The organism is Corynebacterium tuscaniense, from assembly GCF_008693065.1.
GTDB lineage: Bacteria > Actinomycetota > Actinomycetes > Mycobacteriales > Mycobacteriaceae > Corynebacterium > Corynebacterium tuscaniense.
Window position 1 is genome coordinate 1 of sequence record NZ_VXKH01000022.1, and the last position, 19014, is coordinate 19014.

Annotated in this window: 17 protein-coding genes; 12 read left to right on the forward strand and 5 right to left on the reverse strand. The window is 58.8% G+C overall.

Going from position 1 to position 19014, the window contains the following annotated elements:
• Positions 1-248: IS3 family transposase (locus F4V54_RS05665; protein WP_150386529.1), on the forward strand; the 248-nt coding region annotated here is incomplete at its 5' end.
• Between the two features lie 74 nt (positions 249-322).
• Here the strand turns inward: F4V54_RS05665 and aceA are convergent.
• Complete coding sequence (gene aceA / locus F4V54_RS05670; protein ID WP_102723579.1) at positions 323-1615, reverse strand: isocitrate lyase; 1293 nt, start codon at positions 1613-1615, stop codon at positions 323-325.
• A gap of 487 nt (positions 1616-2102) precedes the next feature.
• Between aceA and F4V54_RS05675 the strand changes: the two genes are divergently transcribed.
• The 3 genes from F4V54_RS05675 (at position 2103) to trhO (ending at position 6896) form a co-directional block, all read left to right on the forward strand.
• Positions 2103-4307, forward strand: a complete 2205-nt coding sequence (locus F4V54_RS05675) for a malate synthase G (RefSeq protein WP_150386530.1) — start codon at positions 2103-2105, stop codon at positions 4305-4307.
• A gap of 165 nt (positions 4308-4472) precedes the next feature.
• On the forward strand, positions 4473-5966 hold the full coding sequence (locus F4V54_RS05680) for a DUF1846 domain-containing protein (RefSeq protein WP_150386531.1): 1494 nt from the start codon (positions 4473-4475) through the stop codon (positions 5964-5966).
• A 42-nt stretch (positions 5967-6008) separates the two neighbouring features.
• Entirely contained in the window at positions 6009-6896 is an 888-nt protein-coding gene (gene trhO / locus F4V54_RS05685; protein ID WP_150386532.1) for an oxygen-dependent tRNA uridine(34) hydroxylase TrhO, read from the forward strand.
• 18 nt (positions 6897-6914) lie between these two features.
• On the opposite strand, the gene F4V54_RS05690 is transcribed toward trhO, so the two are convergent.
• The 3 genes from F4V54_RS05690 to F4V54_RS05700 form a co-directional block, all read right to left on the reverse strand.
• The gene (locus F4V54_RS05690) at positions 6915-7415 is read right to left on the reverse strand and encodes a hypothetical protein (RefSeq protein ID WP_150386533.1); all 501 of its coding nucleotides are present in this window, start codon (positions 7413-7415) and stop codon (positions 6915-6917) included.
• 10 nt (positions 7416-7425) lie between these two features.
• Positions 7426-8415: a universal stress protein gene (locus F4V54_RS05695; RefSeq protein ID WP_150386534.1), complete on the reverse strand. Its 990-nt coding sequence runs from the start codon at positions 8413-8415 to the stop codon at positions 7426-7428.
• Between the two features lie 115 nt (positions 8416-8530).
• Positions 8531-8986 carry a MarR family winged helix-turn-helix transcriptional regulator gene (locus F4V54_RS05700; protein ID WP_150386535.1) on the reverse strand — a complete coding sequence of 152 codons (456 nt, stop codon included), beginning with the start codon at positions 8984-8986 and terminating at the stop codon, positions 8531-8533.
• 94 nt (positions 8987-9080) lie between these two features.
• On the opposite strand from F4V54_RS05700, the gene F4V54_RS05705 reads away from it, so the two are divergent.
• The 8 genes from F4V54_RS05705 to dnaB all read left to right on the forward strand — a co-directional run bounded on the left by F4V54_RS05705 (position 9081) and on the right by dnaB (position 17690).
• On the forward strand, positions 9081-9446 hold the full coding sequence (locus tag F4V54_RS05705; RefSeq protein WP_249041238.1) for a DUF5318 family protein: 366 nt from the start codon (positions 9081-9083) through the stop codon (positions 9444-9446).
• A 189-nt stretch (positions 9447-9635) separates the two neighbouring features.
• Positions 9636-11924, forward strand: a complete 2289-nt coding sequence (locus tag F4V54_RS05710; protein WP_150386544.1) for a transglycosylase domain-containing protein — start codon at positions 9636-9638, stop codon at positions 11922-11924.
• A 78-nt stretch (positions 11925-12002) separates the two neighbouring features.
• On the forward strand, positions 12003-13457 hold the full coding sequence (locus tag F4V54_RS05715) for a glycosyltransferase family 87 protein (protein WP_150386545.1): 1455 nt from the start codon (positions 12003-12005) through the stop codon (positions 13455-13457).
• A gap of 131 nt (positions 13458-13588) precedes the next feature.
• Complete coding sequence (locus F4V54_RS05725; RefSeq protein ID WP_034663828.1) at positions 13589-13963, forward strand: hypothetical protein; 375 nt, start codon at positions 13589-13591, stop codon at positions 13961-13963.
• A gap of 148 nt (positions 13964-14111) precedes the next feature.
• On the forward strand, positions 14112-14402 hold the full coding sequence (gene rpsF / locus F4V54_RS05730) for a 30S ribosomal protein S6 (RefSeq protein ID WP_084576554.1): 291 nt from the start codon (positions 14112-14114) through the stop codon (positions 14400-14402).
• A gap of 171 nt (positions 14403-14573) precedes the next feature.
• Complete coding sequence (locus F4V54_RS05735) at positions 14574-15155, forward strand: single-stranded DNA-binding protein (protein ID WP_150386537.1); 582 nt, start codon at positions 14574-14576, stop codon at positions 15153-15155.
• 57 nt (positions 15156-15212) lie between these two features.
• On the forward strand, positions 15213-15665 hold the full coding sequence (gene rplI / locus F4V54_RS05740) for a 50S ribosomal protein L9 (protein ID WP_034663823.1): 453 nt from the start codon (positions 15213-15215) through the stop codon (positions 15663-15665).
• Between the two features lie 498 nt (positions 15666-16163).
• On the forward strand, positions 16164-17690 hold the full coding sequence (dnaB, locus tag F4V54_RS05745) for a replicative DNA helicase (protein ID WP_150386538.1): 1527 nt from the start codon (positions 16164-16166) through the stop codon (positions 17688-17690).
• Between the two features lie 12 nt (positions 17691-17702).
• On the opposite strand, the gene F4V54_RS05750 is transcribed toward dnaB, so the two are convergent.
• Positions 17703-19004 (reverse strand): MFS transporter, encoded by a 1302-nt coding sequence (locus F4V54_RS05750; RefSeq protein ID WP_034663821.1) that lies wholly within the window; start codon positions 19002-19004, stop codon positions 17703-17705.
• Positions 19005-19014: the final 10 nt, after the last annotated feature.

Sequence of the window (19014 nt, forward strand, 5' to 3'; positions counted from 1 at the left end):
ATGACAACGGTGGTGTGCAGTCGATGTCGCGTAAAGCCAACTGCTACGACAACGCGGTCATGGAGAACTTCTTCGGCCACTTGAAAACCGAAATGTACCACGGCCAAGTCTTCGACACCGTCGCAGAGTTCAACCAGGCGATCGACGAGTACATCCAGTGGTACAACACCGAACGCATCCAACAACGACTCAAGGGTCTGACCCCGATCCAATATCGGAATCAGACCCTTGAAGACCTAACCGCCTAGAATTAAACCAGTCCAACTTTCGGGGGCAAGTTCACAACGGCAGTGCGGGTTTCAAGTCAGATCAAGCTACAAGCTTAGAACTGGCCCTCCTCCGTGGAGCCCTTGAGGGCGGTGGTGGAGGAATTTGGGTCGACGGTGGTGGCAACGCGGTCGAAGTAGCCGGCGCCAACCTCGCGCTGGTGCTTGACAGCGGTGAAGCCGCGCTCGGATGCTGCCTGGAACTCGCGGTTCTGCAGGTCGACGAACGCCGGCATGCCCTCGCGAGCGTAGCCGTAAGCCAGGTCGAACATGGAGTAGTTGAGAGCGTGGAAGCCAGCCAGGGTGATGAACTGGAACACGAAGCCCATCTTGCCCAGCTCCTTCTGGAACTTGGCGATCTCCTCTTCGTCGAGGTGGGAGGACCAGTTGAAGGACGGGGAGCAGTTGTAGGCGAGCAGCTGGTCCGGGAACTCAGCGTGGACGCCCTCGGCGAACTTCTTAGCCAGCTCGAGGTCCGGGGTACCGGTCTCCATCCAGATCAGGTCAGCGTACGGAGCGTAGGACTTTGCACGGTCGATGCAGGGCTCGACACCGTTCTTGACGTAGTAGTAGCCCTCTGCGGAACGCTCGCCGGTGAGGAACTTAGCGTCACGCTCATCAACGTCGGAGGTCAGCAGGGTTGCAGCCTCAGCGTCGGTGCGGCCGATGACCACGGTCGGGACGTTGAGGACGTCTGCTGCCAGACGTGCGGAGGACAGGGTGCGGATGTGCTGCTGGGTCGGGATGAGGACCTTGCCGCCGAGGTGGCCACACTTCTTCTCAGAAGCGAGCTGATCCTCCCAGTGGGTACCAGCGGCACCAGCCTGGATCATTGCGCGCTGCAGCTCGTAGACGTTGAGGGCGCCACCGAAGCCAGCCTCACCGTCAGCGACGATCGGGACGAGCCAGTTGTCTACGGAGGTATCGCCCTCGACGCGTGCGATCTGGTCTGCACGGCTCAGAGCGTTGTTGATGCGACGGACAACGTTCGGTACGGAGTTAGCCGGGTACAGGGACTGGTCCGGGTAGGTGTTGCCGGAGAGGTTAGCGTCACCAGCGACCTGCCAACCGGAGAGGTAGACGGCCTTCAGGCCTGCACGGACCTGCTGAACAGCCTGGTTACCGGTGAGGGCGCCGAGGGCGTGGATGTAGGAGCCGTCGCCCTTGGTGATGCCGTCCCAGAGGATCTCTGCGCCGCGGCGTGCGAGGGTCTGCTCCTCGATAACGGTGCCCTGCAGAACCTCTACCTGCTCTGCGGTGTAGTCGCGGGTAATGCCCTTCCAGCGCGGGTTCTCGTCCCAGTCCTTCTGGATTTCCTGTGCGGTACGAGCCTGTCCTGTGGTGGTCATGTGGTCCCCTTTCTGACGGGATCTAAGTTGGAAGCTTCCACTCAACTTCGTGTTATGGCGTGTGCAGTGGCACAACGCTGTAGACATGGTGAGTTGAGCCACGCCCTTGGCGTTCACGTCCAGTATCCCTATCTGTGAACCGCATAGTCAATACGTATGAGATGTTACGTTTTTTTAGGGGGTGAGTTGGATCGCTGTTTGTTTGTTTCTGGGCAGCTCGCTTATCGACGAAACAGCAGGCCACACCTGTTTATTTGCCCTCGTAGCAGGGCCTTCTTCTATTCGGAGTGGATTTTGTTTTGGGTGAAAAGGCGGGCAAGGAGGGGTAGTTCGATTCACGAATTCGGGGGTGATGTGGGGGTGCGTCGATAAGCAAATGCTTAACGCGGGTGACCGCCATCACTAAGCTGGCCTGCACATGCCCGTGCCACAGGCGCTGCCTAGAATGGGTGGGCGAACACAAAGTCTGGCTGAAAGGATCTCACATATGACGACACCGCAATTCGAAGACCGCACCGAGCGCGTCGAGGTGGCTGGGCTGGCTGTTGCCCGCCCGCTGTACGACTTCGTGGTGGACAAGCTGCTCTCAGAGATCAATCTTGATGCTGAGAAGTTCTGGAGCGATGTTGCTTCCTACTTCGCGGACCTGACCCCGAAGAACAAGGAACTGCTCGCCCGCCGTGATGAGCTGCAGGCGACGATGGACCAGTACTACCGCGACAACCCGGGCCAGCCCGATCCGGCGGCGCACGAGGAGTTCCTGCGTTCCATTGGTTACCTGGTAGATCAGCCGCTGGACGGTGCGATCCGCACGGAAAACGTCGATCCGGAGTTCGCCTCTGTAGCTGGCCCACAGCTGGTTGTGCCTATTACGAATGCACGTTTTGCCATCAACGCAGCCAACGCCCGCTACGGCTCCCTGTATGACGCGCTGTACGGCACTGACGCTATTCCGACGGATGGCGGCGCTGAGCCGGGCAAGGGCTACAACCCGGTCCGTGGTGACCGTGTGATTGCGTGGGCACGTAACTTCCTCGATGAGGCTGTGCCACTCGAGGGCGCATCCCACGCTGACGTTGATTCTTACGAGGTTGCAGAAGACGGTTCCCTGAAGATCGTGTCTGAGGGCAAGGAGCTCTCCTTGAAGGACCCGGCAGTTTACCTCGGCTACCAGGGTTCCAAGGATGCTCCGACCGGTATTGTCCTGCGCCACAACGGCCTTCACATCATCATCAAGATTGACCGTGAGCACCCGGTGGGCAAGACTGACCGTGCTGGCGTTGCTGATGTTGTGCTGGAATCCGCTGTCACCGCGATTATGGACTTTGAGGATTCCGTCGCTGCTGTTGACGGCACCGATAAGGCCGGCGCTTACGAGACTTGGTTCGGTCTGAACCGGGGCGACATCTCTGAGACCGTGACCAAGGGTGACAAGACCTTTGAGCGTACTTTGGCAGATGACGTCACTTTCACCGCTAAGGATGGCTCTGAGGACTCCCTGCACGGCCGTGTCATGATGCTGTGCCGCAACGTTGGCCACCTGATGACCACGCCTGCGATTCTCGTGGACGGCGAGGAGGTGCCGGAGGGTCTGCTCGATGGCATCATCACCGTTGCTGCTGCTATCCCGGGTCTGCGTGAGGGTAATGCGCGCGGTAACTCCCGCGTTGGCTCTGTCTACGTGGTGAAGCCGAAGCAGCACGGCCCGGACGAGGTTGCTTTCACCAACGAGATCTTCGACCGCGTCGAGGAGATCCTGGGTCTGCCGAAGTACACCGTCAAGGTGGGTGTCATGGATGAGGAGCGCCGCACCTCCGTCAATCTGGACGCCTGCATCATGGCTGCTGCTGACCGCCTGGTGTTCATCAATACCGGCTTCCTGGACCGCACCGGCGATGAGATCCACACCGCCATGCAGGCCGGTCCGATGGTCCGCAAGGCAGACCTGCAGACCGCACCGTGGAAGCTCGCATATGAGAACCACAACGTTGACGCTGGTATCGCGCACTCCCTGCCGGGTCGCGCCCAGATTGGTAAGGGCATGTGGGCTGAGACTGATCACATGGCTGCCCTGTTGGAGAAGAAGATCGGCCAGCCACGTGAGGGTGCAAACACCGCGTGGGTTCCGTCCCCGACCGGTGCTACCCTGCACGCCACCCACTACCACCAGGTGGATGTCCACGCTGTTCAGGATGAGCTGCGTGCCGCTGGCCGCCGTGATTCGCTGAAGGGTCTGCTCACCGTCCCGGTTAGCACCGAGGGCGATGTGTGGTCCGATGCAGAGAAGGCTGAGGAGCTGGACAACAACTGCCAGTCCATCCTGGGCTACGTGGTCCGCTGGGTTGAACAGGGTGTTGGCTGCTCCAAGGTGCCGGACATCCACGATGTGGACCTGATGGAGGACCGCGCAACGCTGCGTATTTCCTCCCAGCTGCTGGCTAACTGGCTCGTCCACGGTGTCATTACCGAGGACCAGGTGCTGGATTCCCTGAAGCGCATGGCTGTGAAGGTTGATGAGCAGAACGCGGGCGACCCGAACTACCTGCCGATGGCCGCGGACTATGACAAGTCCATTGGTTTCCAGGCTGCGAAGGACCTCATCTTCAAGGGCACCGAGTCCCCGTCTGGTTACACGGAGCCGATCCTGCACGCGAAGCGTCGTGAGTTCAAGGCTGCACACGGCCTTGCTTAAGGCCTGTTCCAGGCTTTAAGCAAGATAAAGCACTGTTCAAGGCCTAGAGCCCAGGCTCCTCCTTGCCCGCGAGACTTTCTAGTAGGCAATGGGGAAAGCCTGGGCTTTTTTGCGTGCCGGGCGTGTAGTCTTTAGTGCCGGATAGCTACGACGCGAGGAGGGACAATGGCGTACTCAGTAGGGTTCGACCGCCAGAAATACGTTGAGTTGCAGTCGGAGCACATCTCCAGGCGCAGAGAAGAAATCGGCGGCAAACTCTACCTGGAGATGGGCGGAAAGCTTTTCGACGATCACCATGCCTCCCGCGTCCTCCCCGGCTTCACCCCGGACAACAAGATCGCCATGTTGGAGCGCATCAAGGACGAAGTTGAGATCGTCGTCTGCGTGGCCGCGCCGGACCTCGTGCGCCAAAAAGTGCGCGCTGATCTGGGCATTACCTACGAAGACGAGGTTTTGAGGCTTATTGATGTCTTTCGGGAGCGCGGCTTCCTCGTTGAAAATGTGGTGATCACCCAGTATGAAGCCGGCGCCGAGCAGGCCGACATGCTGCGCGACAAGCTTGAACGCCTGGGCATGAGCGTGCTCCTGCACCGCGTGATCCCCGGCTACCCGAATGACATTGCGCGCATCGTCTCACCGGAGGGCTTTGGCCGAAATGAGTATGTGCAGACCAGCCGCGATGTTGTGGTGATGACCGCGCCGGGGCCGGGCTCCGGCAAGCTGGCCACGAGCTTGAGCCAGGTGTATCAGGACAATCAACGGGGCACGGCTGCTGGCTACGCCAAATTTGAGACGTTCCCGATTTGGAACCTCCCGCTGGAACACCCGGTGAACCTGGCCTATGAGGCGGCGACGGTGGACCTGGATGATAACAACGTCATTGACCAGTATCACCTGGCTGCTTACGGTGAGCAGGTCTCCTCCTACAACCGTGATATTGAGGTCTTCCCGCTGCTGAAGGCCCTGTTGAAGGAGGCCACGGGCACGGAGCCGTACCAGTCCCCCACGGACATGGGCGTGAACATGGCGGGCTACTGCATCTCTGATGATGAAGCGTGCCGGTATGCGGCCCAGCAGGAGATCGTTCGTCGTTTCCTGACGGCGCAGGTGGATTTCCGCCGTGGCGACGTGGATGAGCAGGTGCCGGTGCGTGCCGCGAATGTGATGCGGAAAGCGGGTTTGACCGTGACGGATCGCCCGGTGGTAGCTCCGGCGTTGGACGTCGCGGAAGCCACCGGTAACCCGGGTGCGGCACTGGAACTGCAAGACGGCACGATTGTGACCGGTAAAACCTCCGACCTGCTTGGCCCTTCTGCTGCCGTTCTGCTCAACGCGCTGAAGCTCTTGGCTGGTATCGCGGACGAGGTGCACCTCCTCTCCCCTGATGCGATTGAGCCGATCCAACGCCTGAAAACCCAGTACCTGGGTTCGCGTAACCCGCGCCTGCATACCGATGAGGTGCTCATCGCGCTGTCCACTTCCGCCGCGGAGGACGATAACGCCCGCTTGGCGCTGGAGCAGCTGCAATCCCTGCGGGGCTGTGACGCGCACATCACCACCATCCTGGGTTCCGTCGATGCCGGTGTTTTCCGTTCGCTCGGTGTGCTGGCTACCACGGAACCCCAGTACTGGCGCAAGGCGCTGTACCACCGCCGCTAGGGTTAATTTCCGGCCACAGCAGGAACTTCTTAGACTGGACCCATGCAAGAAAAGATCCTGCTCTACTACCAGTTCCGCCCCATCGCCGACCCGGAGGCGGTCCGTTTGTGGCAGCGGGATCTCTGTGAAGGCCTGGGGCTTTTCGGTCGCATTATCATCTCCCCCGATGGCATCAACGGCACCGTCGGCGGGGAGATGGACGCCTGCAAGACTTATGTGCGCAAAACCAAGGAATACTTCCGCGGCATCGAGTTCAAGTGGTCCGAGGGCGGTAAAGCGGACTTTCCGAAACTCAGCGTGAAAGTGCGCGACGAGATTGTCACCTTCGGGGTGCCAGAAGAATTGCGTGTCGACGATTCGGGGGTCGTCGGCGGTGGCCGCCATTTGAAGCCGGAGGAGGTCAACGAGCTCGTACAAAAGCGTGATGACGTTGTCTTTTTCGACGGCCGCAATGCGTATGAGGCGGAGATCGGCAAATTCAAAAACGCCGTCGTGCCCGATGTGAATACCACTCACGACTTCATCGCTGAGCTGGAATCCGGCAAATATGACTGGATGAAGGACAAGCCGGTGGTGTCCTACTGCACCGGCGGAATTCGCTGCGAGATCCTGTCCTCCCTCATGATTAACCGGGGCTTTGAGGAGGTCTACCAGATCGACGGTGGCATTGTCCGCTACGGCGAAAAATTTGGGAACCAGGGCCTGTGGGAAGGCTCCCTCTACGTCTTTGACAAACGTATGCACACCGAATTTGGGCCCGAAAGTGATCCAGATTTTGTGCAGGTCGGCCACTGCGTGCACTGCGGTGCGCCCACAAATCAGCACTATAACTGCGCCAACGAGCCAGAGTGCCGCCGCCAATACCTGAGCTGCCCTGCCTGCCGCGAAAAGCAACCGTATTGTGCGGACTGCGTAGAAATGAGTTTCTAGCTGGCCGTTTACGGCCAGCTAGGCGCTGTCGGTGGCCAGGATCCCGATGGTGATGGTCAGCCACCACATGGCAAAGGGCACGATGGGTAGCCAGAATACGCCCATCCAGGGCATCCAACGTTCGTAGCGGTTGAGTTTTCGCACCATGATGATGGCGCAGCCAAGGATGCCGGCGACTGGTGGGATGGAACTGGCCACGGCCCACACGGTGCGCCACGTGTTGGTGCACAGCCAGGTTGCCTCCCCCGTTTCGCACAGGGGGCCGCCTGTCATGCGGGCGATGAGGGCGAGGACTCCGGCCACGAGGAAAGTGATGGCCACAGTGCCACAGGCGAACCAGAGGGCCTGTTTTGTGGAGGCTTCATTGCGGGCGTTGACCTCTTTGGGGTCTGGCTGATCCGCGAACTCCTCTAGGGTGTGTGGCTCCGGGCGGAGCTTGTTGTAGTAATCCGCTGAATCATGCAGGTCATTTTCTGGGTGACCAGGGGCGAAGCCGGGACGATTCTCATGGGAAGCCATGGGCTTGAGTCTATCCCCGCAAGACAATTACTGGAACTGGGGCGTAGCTCAGGAACTCCGCCGTGTGCGGTCCGACGTGGACGTAGCCGGAACGGGTTTTTGACTGTGGTGAGGAATCAACGAAGAGCAGGTCACCCTTTTTCCACTGCTGCGAATCCACCACGGTGCACCAGCCCTCGCCGGCACTCACACGAGTTTCTACCTCAAAGTTCTTCAGCTCCGCGTGCGGGTCTTTGATATTCAAGTCCTGGGCCACGTTCATCACCACATCCCAGGCGCGGTCGAGGAGGGCGAGGGAGGCTTCATTCCATTCGTCGACAAGCGGGCGATGAGTGAGATCATCGTCGAAGTTGTACGTCTCCTCCGGAGAGAAGGCCATGATGCGCAATTCCACATCAAGCGTGAGTGCGAGCGCCGCGGCCAGCCCAATGCCACGCGTGGAGCTGCGCGCAGCTTCCTCCGTGTCCAGGAAGGCGAAGTTCACGCGCGTGATGCCTTTCTTGGATAGCTTGGTGCCACGCGGAATAATGCCTATTGACGCGGGCGCCGACCGCAACAAAATATCCGTCGCAGATGCGGGAACAAAGCGGCCCTCCGCGGCCTTCGGCTTGGAGCCAAACAGAACAAGATCCGCGTCGAAACGTTGGATTTCCTCTTTGAGCAGCTTGTTACGTGGCTTCCCATCGCGGAAAACCAAGAATTCCTTGTCCCATGCGCGGCTGGGCACATGGTGTTTCATTGCCCGGCGCACAGCATGAGTGCGCTCATCCAGGGTGTTTTCAAACCACTTCTTGTACTTCTTGCTCGCTGTGGAACGGAACTGTGGCCACGGACGCGGCGCGGTAGTAATCACCCTGATATCAGCGGGAAGAGATTGCGCGAGCCACCCCGCAAGATGCACCGCTTCTTCCCCTGATTGATCCCAACTCACCGCGATGCGTAAAGGGCGCTCGCTGCCTTTCGACGACAGAAGCGCTGGCAAATCCGAATGTTTGGCCATGTGCTGGAGAGGATCGACGGACAAATAAGGATGAAGCTAATTAAATCTTATCCACCCCATCAACCTTCCGTGCCAGTAGGTGTCTCACTTCGGCCCCGGCGCTTGTTGTCGGCGCTTAAGCCAAGTTGTGGGTGGTGTAGAGCTCCGAGAGCTTCTCAAACGCAGGGATGCTGTCCTTGAGTAGCTGAAGGTCCTTAGTGTCGAGGGTGGCCAGCATATCCGTGACGTGCTTGGTGCGCTCCTCCGCGACGCGGTCATACTCCTTACGGCCGACCTCGGTGATTTCCACCCGGACACCACGGCGGTCTTCCTCATCGCGGACACGGTGGATCAGATCACGCTGCTCCAGCTGGTGCAAAGTATTGGAGGCCGTTGGCATACGAATGCCTTCCTCCTGAGCAAGCTGGCTAATACGCATCGGGCCGGACTCAATCAGTCGCTCCATGATGGACAACTGTGGGCCGGTGAGATCAGACTGCTGTGCAATACGGAAATAAGCAACATAAAGCTTGGTCAAAAACGGTCGCACTTCTGCAGCGATCTCGTGCGCAACATCCACTTTGTTGATCATGCCCACTATCGTAAGCAATTCGTTAATACAAATGCTATTTTCCGCGGAAACTTGTCGTATGAAAGTTTTCAGCTCTGGAGTACACTCGCCCACCGTGTTTCGTCTCAGCGCTGAAGTGTCCCACGAATGGGAACGTCGTATGACTTTGCGCGAATTCCATGCGGGCCGAATCCCTCAAGCTGAGCTTTGCGACGCGGACTTTTTGCTCAAAGCCGCCGGTGAACACCATGGAACAGACTCGACCCGCCCCTGCCCTATCTGTGAATCAGTCATGCAGGATGTGCTCTGGATCTACGGTGACAACCTTGGTCGGCGCTCCGGCACGGCGCGCAGCGAGGCAGAGATCGATGAGATCACGGCGCAGGTAGGACCTATTACTGTCCACCGCGTTGAGGTGTGCCGACACTGCGGTTGGAACCATTTGCTCACCGAAGCTCGGGCAGAAGCGGACAGGGCGTAATTGCCCCAGTAGTTCCCCTCGTGCTGTGAATTCAGGTTGAAACAACTACCCTGAAGTAATCTGACCTTAAATGTGTCCTACACATCCTGAATACTTCTCATAGGCAGGAAGAGCACTCCATTGTCACGCGAATCCGATTCCCGCAACCCCCGCAACACGCGGGGTGCCCACCCAAACAAGGGCGCGAGCATGCGCAATGAGGGGCCTAAGCGCGCCAGCGCTGACGGCAACTCTTCAGCCACGCCGAAAAAAGCGGCAAAAAAGGTTGTGAAGAAAACGGTGAAGAAAACCGTGAAGAAGGCAACGAAGAAGCCAACGTCCGGTGCAGCAACTCCCGGCGCAGCAACTGCGGGTGGCGCGAAGGCAGCTGCCACGAAGAGCTCAGATTCTAAAGGCAACCGTGCCAAGCAGTGGTGGACGGCGTTGGCTCTGGCGCTCGCTCTCGTGCTTGCCGTGCCGTTGGGAATTTTTAGTGTGAACTACATACGCGCTGACTTGCCCGCGCCGGACGAGATTCAAACTGCGCAGATCTCCACCATCTTCGCCGCTGACGGCTCAACAGAGCTGGCCCGACTGGTTCCAGCTGAAGGTAACCGCCAGCAGGTCAAGCTTGATCAGGTGCCGGAACATGTGCAGAACGCTGTGCTCGCGGCGGAGGACCGTGACTTCTGGGATAACTCAGGTTTCTCCTTCACTGGTTTTGGTCGCGCTTTGATCGGACAAATCACTGGTAATGCTTCCGCTGGTGGTGGTTCGACGATCACCCAGCAGTATGTGAAGAACACCATCGTGGGCAATGAGCACTCCTACACCCGTAAATTCAACGAGCTGGTCTACTCCATCAAGATGACCCACAACTGGTCCAAGGAAGAAATTCTGCAGGGCTACCTGAACACCATTTACTTCGGGCGTAACGCCTACGGCATTCAGGCTGCAGCGCAGGCCTACTTCAACAAACCCGCTTCGGAGCTGACCGTAGAAGAGGGTGCGGTGTTGGCCGGACTGATCCAGCTGCCAAGCCAGTTGGATCCGTGGAACAACCCGCAGGAGTCGGAGAACCGCTGGAACTACGTGCTTGACGGCATGGTTGCAGAAGGCTGGCTGAGCCCAGAGGAGCGCGCCGGGGCGCAATTCCCGGAAACGCGTGATCCGGCCACTTACTCCGCATATACGGAGGCAACGGGCGCGAACGGTTTGATTAAGAACCATGTGATTGAGGAACTGTCTCACATTGGCATCACTGAGGATGATGTGACCAACCGTGGCCTGCAGATCACTACCACCATTGACCCGGTGGTGCAGCAGAGCATCTTGGACACGGCTGAGCAGCAAATGGCGCCACTGCAGGAAGATGCGCGGACTGGTGTGGTGGCGATTGATCCGTCGACAGGCGGAGTGCGTGGCTACTACGGTGGCGACGATCCCTCAGGCTGGGACTACGCAAACGCAGGCTTGCAGACCGGTTCGACGTTCAAGATTTTCGGTTTGGCTGCCGCACTGCAGCAAGGCATCCCACTGTCAGCGATGTATGACTCCTCCCCCGTCACCGTGGGTGACACGCGAATTACGAATGACAGTAACAGTGGCGGTGGCATGACCACCATGGCCGAGGCGATGAAGAACTCGTACAACACGTCTTTCATCCGCATTCAGTCGGACCTGGACAACACCACCTATGACACCGCTGATACCGCACACGCCCTGGGCGTGGCGCGTTCCCTGCCCGACGTTCCGCAGACCCTCCGCGAGCCGGACGGCAGCAAGCCGTACGACGGCATCGTCCTGGGCCAGTACCAGTCCCGCGTGATGGATATGGCTACCGGTATGGCCACCTTGATCAACCGTGGTGTGTGGCACCCAACCCACTTTGTGCAGCGCGTTACCTCCGCTGACGGTGAGGTGCTCTACGAGTTTGATCCGGATTATAAGGAGCGCCGCATCTCCGGCCAGGTGGCCGACAACGTTATCCAGGCCATGCTGCCCATCGCCGGATGGTCCCACTCCGCTTTGGCTGGTGGTCGCCCCAGCGCCGCTAAGACCGGTACTTCCCAGTTTGGCAACACCGGTGGCACGAAGGATGCCTGGATGGTTGGTGGCACTCCTGAGCTGGCTGTGGCTGTGTGGGTGGGCACCGCAGACAACACGTCCCGGATTTACAACGCGTGGGGTGGCAACATGTACGGCTCCATGACGCCGGGTTCCATTTGGAAAGGCGTGCTGGATAGCTCCCTGGCCAACACGGACTTCAAGCAATTCCCCACCGCCACCCCCATCAATTGGGGCGTGAACCCGTACACCGGTGGTACGTACCCGATTACCCCGATCTACACCAACCCGTCTGGTCCGCCGGAGGGTGATTCACCAGATGGTGCGGATGGTCCAGGACCAGCTCCTGAGCCCGCACCGGAACCGCTGCCAGACCAGGTGCCGGTACCTGACCTGGATCTCGGAGATTTGTTAGACGAGCTAGTGGGTTAGGGGTTTGATGTGACAACGGGATGGGCACATCCTGCTGACCGTGTACAACCTGCGCTGACGGAGCCCGTCGCGCAGGGAATGGTGGCCGCACTCGGCGGACCGATGGGGCGGTTCGCTCAGATCGGTCGTGGCCGCTGGTGGACGCCGTTGCGTGCCATCATCTCGGTCGCGTGGGTGTTTCTTGCGCTTGGTGTGCTCGCTAAATCCAACTGTGCGCGTGGCAAGCTGATTGATGGCTCCTTGCACCTCAACTGGGACGGAAACCGCCAGTACACCTCCTTTTGCTACAACGACATCGTCCCGCTTTACGGTGGGCGCGGGCTCGACCAACCCGGCTTTGTGTACGACTACTCGTGGGTTGAAGGTGATCTCACCCGGTACATGGAGTACCCGGTGCTCGCCGGACTTTTTCAAGGAGCCATGGGTTGGATTGCGCGCACGACCTACCCGCTCATGGACTGGGCGTTGCCGGAGTCCGGTTGGTATTTTTACATCACTGCGTTTGTCATGGCGCTGGTCTGGGTGGGCACCGCGCGCATGGTTGCAGAGCTCTCTGGCAACCGAATCTGGGACACGATCCTGGTGGTGGCCTCTCCCCTGCTGATCATGCACGCGTTTACGAATTGGGATATTCCCTCCATCGCCTTCATGGTCGGTGCCTTGTTGGCGGCACGTAAGAAGAAGTTCTGGCTGGCCGGTGTGCTCATTGGTTTTGGCACCGCCTTCAAAATGTGGCCCTTGTTCTTGCTTGGTGCCTATCTTGTTATCGCGCTGCGGAAGAAGAACTTCGTGCCTTTCTTGCAGATGCTCGCCGCGACCGTCGTGTCCTGGCTCGTTGTCAACGTGCCCATCATGCTGCATAACTACGACGCATGGCATGAATTCCAGCGCCTCAACACCGAACGGGGCTGGGAGTGGACTACGATCTACGCCGCAATCGCTCGTGCCTTCGGCTGGACCGGATTCGATCCGGGTGGCGGTACTCCGGTCATCTTGAATGCGGTGACGCTCGCCCTTTTCCTCGCCGGCTGCGTGTTTGTCCTCATCATTGGACTGAAAGCACCACAAACCCCGCGCGTGGCGGAACTCTTCGTCCTCATTATTGGGTTCTTCCTGCTCTTCAACAAGGTGTGGAGCCCCCAGTACTCCCTGTGGCTCGTCGTGCCTGCGGTGCTAGCACTGCCCCACTGGCGCTTGCTGCTCACGTGGATGACAGCCGACATGCTCGTCTGGCCTATTCTCATGTGGCACATGATGGGAACCGATAACCTCGGTCTGCCTGGCGCCGCACTCAACATCATCGTGCTCATCCGTGATGCACTGATCGTGGCCATCATGGTGCTCGTTGTCCGCCAAATGTATGGCCGTCGCCGCGACAAAGTCCGCGATGCGCACTACGGCTGCGACCCCCTACTCACCACACCAGCGGATTGGGAGGAGGCTAAGCAACATTGGGAACCGCAACAATCCTTGGAATCTGCTCCATCTTCATTGCCTTCGCCCTCTTCGGTGCCTGCTTCTGGGCAGTCGTGAGGAAGAAGCCCGTCGGCCTCGCCGTCACACTCGGCATCCTGGCATTCATCTTTATGACGATCCTGCCTGTCTCCCTCGCTGTTTTCTTCGCGGCGCCGAACCCCTAGGGTTTGTCGGTACGGTGGAAAGGCATGAAGAAACTATCGACGATTGCAGTTGCCCCCACCCTCCTCTTCCTCGCCGCGTGCAGCGGCGCCCAGGAGCCACAAACGATGCCGGAGACAACGACGAAAACAGCGACTGAAACAACTGTTGTTCAGCAGGATACGTCTCAGCGTGAGCTGCCTTCCGCAGTCAGTGGATACACCGAGAAGGCCGAAGCCGAGCTTATCCACGAAGGCGTGACCAAAGACGATGTCGACCGCGTTCTCACCGCTGCTCAGAACAACGATTCCGCGGTAGCAGTCGAGTGGGACGATGACGGCTACTGGGAGATTGAACTCGGCGATATTGATGTTGACATTGATCCGGACGGGCTTGTTCTGGATGTGGACAGGGATGACTAGGGGCCCCGTAGGCGTCGATAAGCAATTTCTCCCTGCTTGAGCCCTGGGGTACGCTGGTGAGGTTGCTTGACGTAAGCGACCCTCCTGCCACTGCCACAAGGGTGGTGGCCGACATCAATGAAACGACCATAGGAGGTGATGAGGTCCCGTGCGTCACTACGAAGTAATGATCATCTTTGACCCGAGTCAGGATGAGCGCACCGTTGCCCCGTCCCTGGACAAGTTCCTCGAAACTGTCCGTAAGGATAACGGCAAGGTGGAAAATGTTGATATCTGGGGCAAGCGTCGCTTTGCCTACCCGATCGACAAGAAGGAAGAGGGTGTCTACGCAGTAGTCACCCTGGATTGCGAGTCCGAGACCGTTCAGGAGCTCGACCGCCGTCTGAACCTGAACGACAACATTCTGCGAACCAAGGTTCTGCGCACCGACAAGAAGTAAGCGCGAACTTTTAGAACGAGGCTTCTTTCGTGCCGGTTTAAACCAGTGCACAAGGGCTAAATCCCAGCGCATGGGCAATGTTCACCCTAGGTTATATGCTTGGGTGTGCAAGAAAACCAGCACAACTACATGGACTCATTCGCATAAAGGTATAGGTAAGGACGAAACATCATGGCACAGGGCGAAACTCCCATCACCGTCGTAGGCAACCTCGTTGCTGATCCGGAACTGCGCTTCACGCCGGCTGGCGTGGCCGTAGCTAACTTCCGTATCGCATCCACTCCCCGCACGTACAACCGTGACACTGGGCAGTGGGACGATGGGGATGCTTTGTTCTTGACATGCAATGTGTGGCGTGGGGCTGCTGAGAATGTCGCAGAATCCCTGACCAAGGGCATGCGCGTCATTGTCAATGGCCGTTTGCGTCAGCGTTCTTACCAGACCCGCGAAGGCGAAAACCGCACGGTATTTGAGGTCGAGGTCGACGAGGTCGGCCCATCCCTGAAGTACGCTTCTGCTTCCGTTTCCCGGAACCCGCGTGAGGGCGGTTCCGGCGGTGGCTTTGGTGGCAACCAGGGCGGCCAGCAATTCCAGAACAACCAGAACACTGGTGGTTTCGGCGGTCAGAGCGAAGGTGGACAGAACCAGGGCAACCAGTCCCAGGGTGGTCAAAACCAGCCCGCGAATGATCCGTGGAACTCTGCTCCTCCCGCCGGTGGATTCGGCGGCATGGACGATGAGCCACCGTTCTAAAGACGCAGCATTTCAATAACAACGAACATCTTTCACGAAGAGGAAGGGTAAGGATTCATGAAACTGATCCTCACCGCTGCCGTTGAGAACCTTGGTGAACCCGGCGATATTGTCGAGGTCAAGGACGGCTACGGACGAAACCTTCTGCTCCCCCGCGGTCTGGCCATCGTGGCTACCCGTGGCGCTGAGAAGCAGATCGAGGACATCAAGCGTGCCCAGGAGCAGCGCTCTGTGCGCGACCTGGAACATGCGAAGGAGCTGCGTGATCAGCTCGACCAGCTGCAGGGCGTGACCGTTAAGGTCCGCACCGGCAACAATGGCAAGCTGTTCGGCTCTGTGAAGCCGGCTGACATTGTCGCTGCCGTTGAGGCAGCTGGCGGCCCGGCGCTGGATAAGCGCCGCGTTGACGTGCCCAAGGGTTTGGTCACCCGTACCGGTGGCTACCAGGTCAAGGTCAGGCTCCACGATGACGTGGAGGGCAAGGTGAACTTCGAGGTCGTGAGCGCTTAATTCCGCTTCACGGCGATTGATAGGGCAAAGCCCCTACATCAGTCCAACGACAACAGCATTTAATGCGGGTCCCACTTGTGAGGAGTGGGGCCCGCGTTTCTTTTCTTAGACTCCCATTAGGTTATTCACATGGCCTGTGGATAAAAGGTGGATAACTTCCGTTTGAGCATTTACTTAGGTAACGAAACGGTAAAAATAAGGTGATTCTCAGGTAGCAATTGAATCTGCTGGTGAGGGTTTTATTCACGGGTTTTCGCCCCTTTTTTAGGTGAATAAAAAGCCTTTGACCTCGTGCGTTATGGACAGGTGTGGAGATCTGTTCGAGTTATCCACAGGTTATCCACAAGTGGTGGAGAGTCCGTGTGGAAACTGACGTTCATTTTGAAGAGTTATCCACAGGCGGTTGTGGATAACCGGTGTGGATGAGTCTGAGAAAGCGGGAGAGTTCCCCCGCGCGGGGTAACATCTACGGACAATCGGGGTTAATGGAGGTTAGGTATGACGGTAGGCGGAAACACGGCTGGCAACGGCAAGGGCGGCGACGCGAACGGCTTTGACGGAGATAGCTTTGATAGCTTCGCAGACGGCGCGGTCCCACCGCCACCACCGCCGGAGGAGTCTGGCTCACGGGGCGGTTCTTCCCGCTTTAAGGATCGGCCAGATCGAAGCCGTGGGTTCAGCAAGGACCGCACGGATTTAACGGAGTACCGGCAACCCCCACACGACCGGCAGGCGGAGCAGGGCGTGCTCGGCGCTATGCTGCTCAGCGCATCCACGGTCGTCGATGTGACTGAGGAGCTGCAGCCGGAGGATTTTTACTACCCGGCGCACCAGTTGATCTATCAGGCTATTTTGGAGCTTTATTCGCAGGGCTCGGACATTGATGTGCTCATCGTTGCTGGCCGGCTCGATCGCATGGGCAACTTGGAGCGCGTTGGGGGTGCTCCGTACTTGCACACGCTGATCTCTGAGGTGCCTACCGCGGCGAATGCACGCTATTACGCGGACATCGTTGCGGAGAAATCCACGTTGCGTCAGCTTGTGGACGCGGGAACGCGCGTTGCCCAACTTGGCTACGAGGGCGGCGAAGGCATGGAAGTCGATGCCCTTGTGGACCGCGCTCAGCAGGAGATCTTCTCCGTAGCGCAGAAACAGACGGGTGAGGATTACCGTCCGTTGTCGGAACTGCTTAAACCCACAGTGGATGAGCTTGCCGCCTACGAAAAGGACGGTGGGCTTGCGGCGGGTGTGCCTACGGGCTTCATTGACCTGGACCGCTTGACCAACGGCCTACATGCTGGCCAGATGATTATTATCGCGGCACGCCCTGGTGTGGGTAAGTCCACCCTGGCCATGGACTTCGTGCGTTCGTGTTCGATCCATAACGGACTGACTTCCGTCATCTTCTCGCTTGAGATGAGCGCCTCGGAGATTGTTATGCGTTTGCTCTCTGCAGAGACGGAGATCAAACTGTCTGCAATGCGCTCCGGCCAGATGGAGGAAAAGGACTGGGAGAAACTCACCGACCGATTGCAGCAGATCCAGGCCGCACCGATCTTCGTGGATGATTCCCCGAACCTGACCATGATGGAAATCCGCTCCAAGGCCCGCCGTCTGAAGCAGCAACACGGTCTGGACTTGGTGGTGCTGGACTACATGCAGCTGATGAGTTCCGGTAAGAAGGTGGAATCACGCCAGCAGGAAGTCTCGGAATTTTCTCGCCAGCTGAAGCTTCTGGCCAAAGAGCTTGAAGTCCCCGTGATTGCTATTTCACAGTTGAACCGTGGCCCGGAATCACGCACGGATAAGCGCCCACAGCTGGCGGACCTTCGTGAGTCCGGTTCGCTGGAGCAGGACGCGGATATCGTTATGCTGCTGTACCGCCCAGATTCCCAGGACAGGGACAATGAGCGCGCCGGTGAGGCTGACATCATCGTGGCTAAGCACCGTGGCGGCCCGATTGACACGATTGCGGTGGCACACCAGCTGCACTATTCGCGCTTTGTCAACATGGCCCGCGGCTAAACCCGACACGCATTACGCCAACGCTTTGCCGCGTTGCTCAGGCAGCGTGAACGCGGCAATGCCAGCGACGGCAAAAGCAGCAGCGAAGACTCCGAAGACCGCCATTGATCCACCCCATGCCAACACCGGGGGAACAATAAGCGGCGCGATAATGGAGCCGATTCGGCCAAAGGACGCCCCGGCACCCGTGCCGGTAGCGCGGATGGAGGTGGGATAGAGCTCCGGCCCAATGGCGTAGAGCGCACCCCACGCACCGAGGTTGAAGAAAGAAAGCAGGCAGCCGGCAGCGATGATCTGCCACGGCGCGGCAGCAAGACCGAAAAGCACTGCGGAAAACGCAGAACCCGCCAGGAATGTGGACAGAGTGATGCGCCGGCCCCAGATCTCAATGAGCCACGCGGCTGCGGCATAGCCCGGTAGTTGAGCAAGCGTAATAATCAGCGTGAAGCTGAAGGAGCGCACGAGGGTAAAACCTTGATCCACCAGCAAGGACGGTATCCAGATGAAGGCGCCGTAGTAGGACAGTGACACGCCAAACCACACGAGCCAGAAAGCGGCAGTGCGACGGCGTAAATCGGGGCCCCAAATTCCGCCGCTGACCTCAGATTCGTTCACAGCAACAGGAGAGTGGTCTATCTTCGCTGGATCAGCAGCAGATTCGAAGGAGGAGACGATCGCCTCTGCCTCTTCGTGTCGGCCCTTCGACTCGAGGAAGCGGACCGATTCCGGTAAGCCCATGCGCACGTAGATGGCATACAGCGCCGGCACCGCACCGAGAGCGAAACCCCAGCGCCAGCCGTTTTCGCCCTGAGAGACCACGAAAGTGCCAATCACCGCGGCGAGGATCCAGCCAACTGCCCAGAAGCCCTCGAGGATGACCACCATTCGGCCCCTGCTGCGTCGGGGCGCGAACTCGCTGACCAGGGTGGAGGCCACCGGAAGTTCCGCACCAAGACCCAATCCGACGAGGAAACGGAAGACCATAAGAGCACCGACGGACCAGGCAAAGGCAGATGCGCCGGTGGCCAGACCGTAGAGAAGCAAAGTGACTGCGAAAATCTGGCGGCGACCAAACTTATCGGCCAGAAGCCCACCAAGCGTGGCGCCGATGGCCATGCCAATGAATCCGACAGAAGCAATCCAAGATGTGGTGGATTTATCAAGGTTCCAGTGCACCGCTAGCGCCGCGATGATGAAGGACACCAGGCCAACATCCATGGCGTCAAGCGCCCACCCGATGCCGGAGCCAACCAGAAGTCGGCGGTGTTTGGATGTGACAGGCAGGCGGTCAAGCCGCTCATTACGGGTGGTCATGGCGGAGAAT

Bases quoted from the DNA above. Each gene is read 5' to 3' on its own strand.
- aceA (WP_102723579.1), bottom strand. From the start codon at position 1,615: ATGACCACCACAGGACAGGCTCGTACCGCACAGGAAATCCAGAAGGAC.
- F4V54_RS05675 (WP_150386530.1), top strand. From the start codon at position 2,103: ATGACGACACCGCAATTCGAAGACCGCACCGAGCGCGTCGAGGTGGCT.
- F4V54_RS05680 (WP_150386531.1), top strand. From the start codon at position 4,473: ATGGCGTACTCAGTAGGGTTCGACCGCCAGAAATACGTTGAGTTGCAG.
- trhO (WP_150386532.1), top strand. From the start codon at position 6,009: ATGCAAGAAAAGATCCTGCTCTACTACCAGTTCCGCCCCATCGCCGAC.
- F4V54_RS05690 (WP_150386533.1), bottom strand. From the start codon at position 7,415: ATGGCTTCCCATGAGAATCGTCCCGGCTTCGCCCCTGGTCACCCAGAA.
- F4V54_RS05695 (WP_150386534.1), bottom strand. From the start codon at position 8,415: ATGGCCAAACATTCGGATTTGCCAGCGCTTCTGTCGTCGAAAGGCAGC.
- F4V54_RS05700 (WP_150386535.1), bottom strand. From the start codon at position 8,986: ATGATCAACAAAGTGGATGTTGCGCACGAGATCGCTGCAGAAGTGCGA.
- F4V54_RS05710 (WP_150386544.1), top strand. From the start codon at position 9,636: ATGCGCAATGAGGGGCCTAAGCGCGCCAGCGCTGACGGCAACTCTTCA.
- F4V54_RS05715 (WP_150386545.1), top strand. From the start codon at position 12,003: ATGGTGGCCGCACTCGGCGGACCGATGGGGCGGTTCGCTCAGATCGGT.
- F4V54_RS05725 (WP_034663828.1), top strand. From the start codon at position 13,589: ATGAAGAAACTATCGACGATTGCAGTTGCCCCCACCCTCCTCTTCCTC.
- F4V54_RS05735 (WP_150386537.1), top strand. From the start codon at position 14,574: ATGGCACAGGGCGAAACTCCCATCACCGTCGTAGGCAACCTCGTTGCT.
- rplI (WP_034663823.1), top strand. From the start codon at position 15,213: ATGAAACTGATCCTCACCGCTGCCGTTGAGAACCTTGGTGAACCCGGC.
- dnaB (WP_150386538.1), top strand. From the start codon at position 16,164: ATGACGGTAGGCGGAAACACGGCTGGCAACGGCAAGGGCGGCGACGCG.
- F4V54_RS05750 (WP_034663821.1), bottom strand. From the start codon at position 19,004: ATGACCACCCGTAATGAGCGGCTTGACCGCCTGCCTGTCACATCCAAA.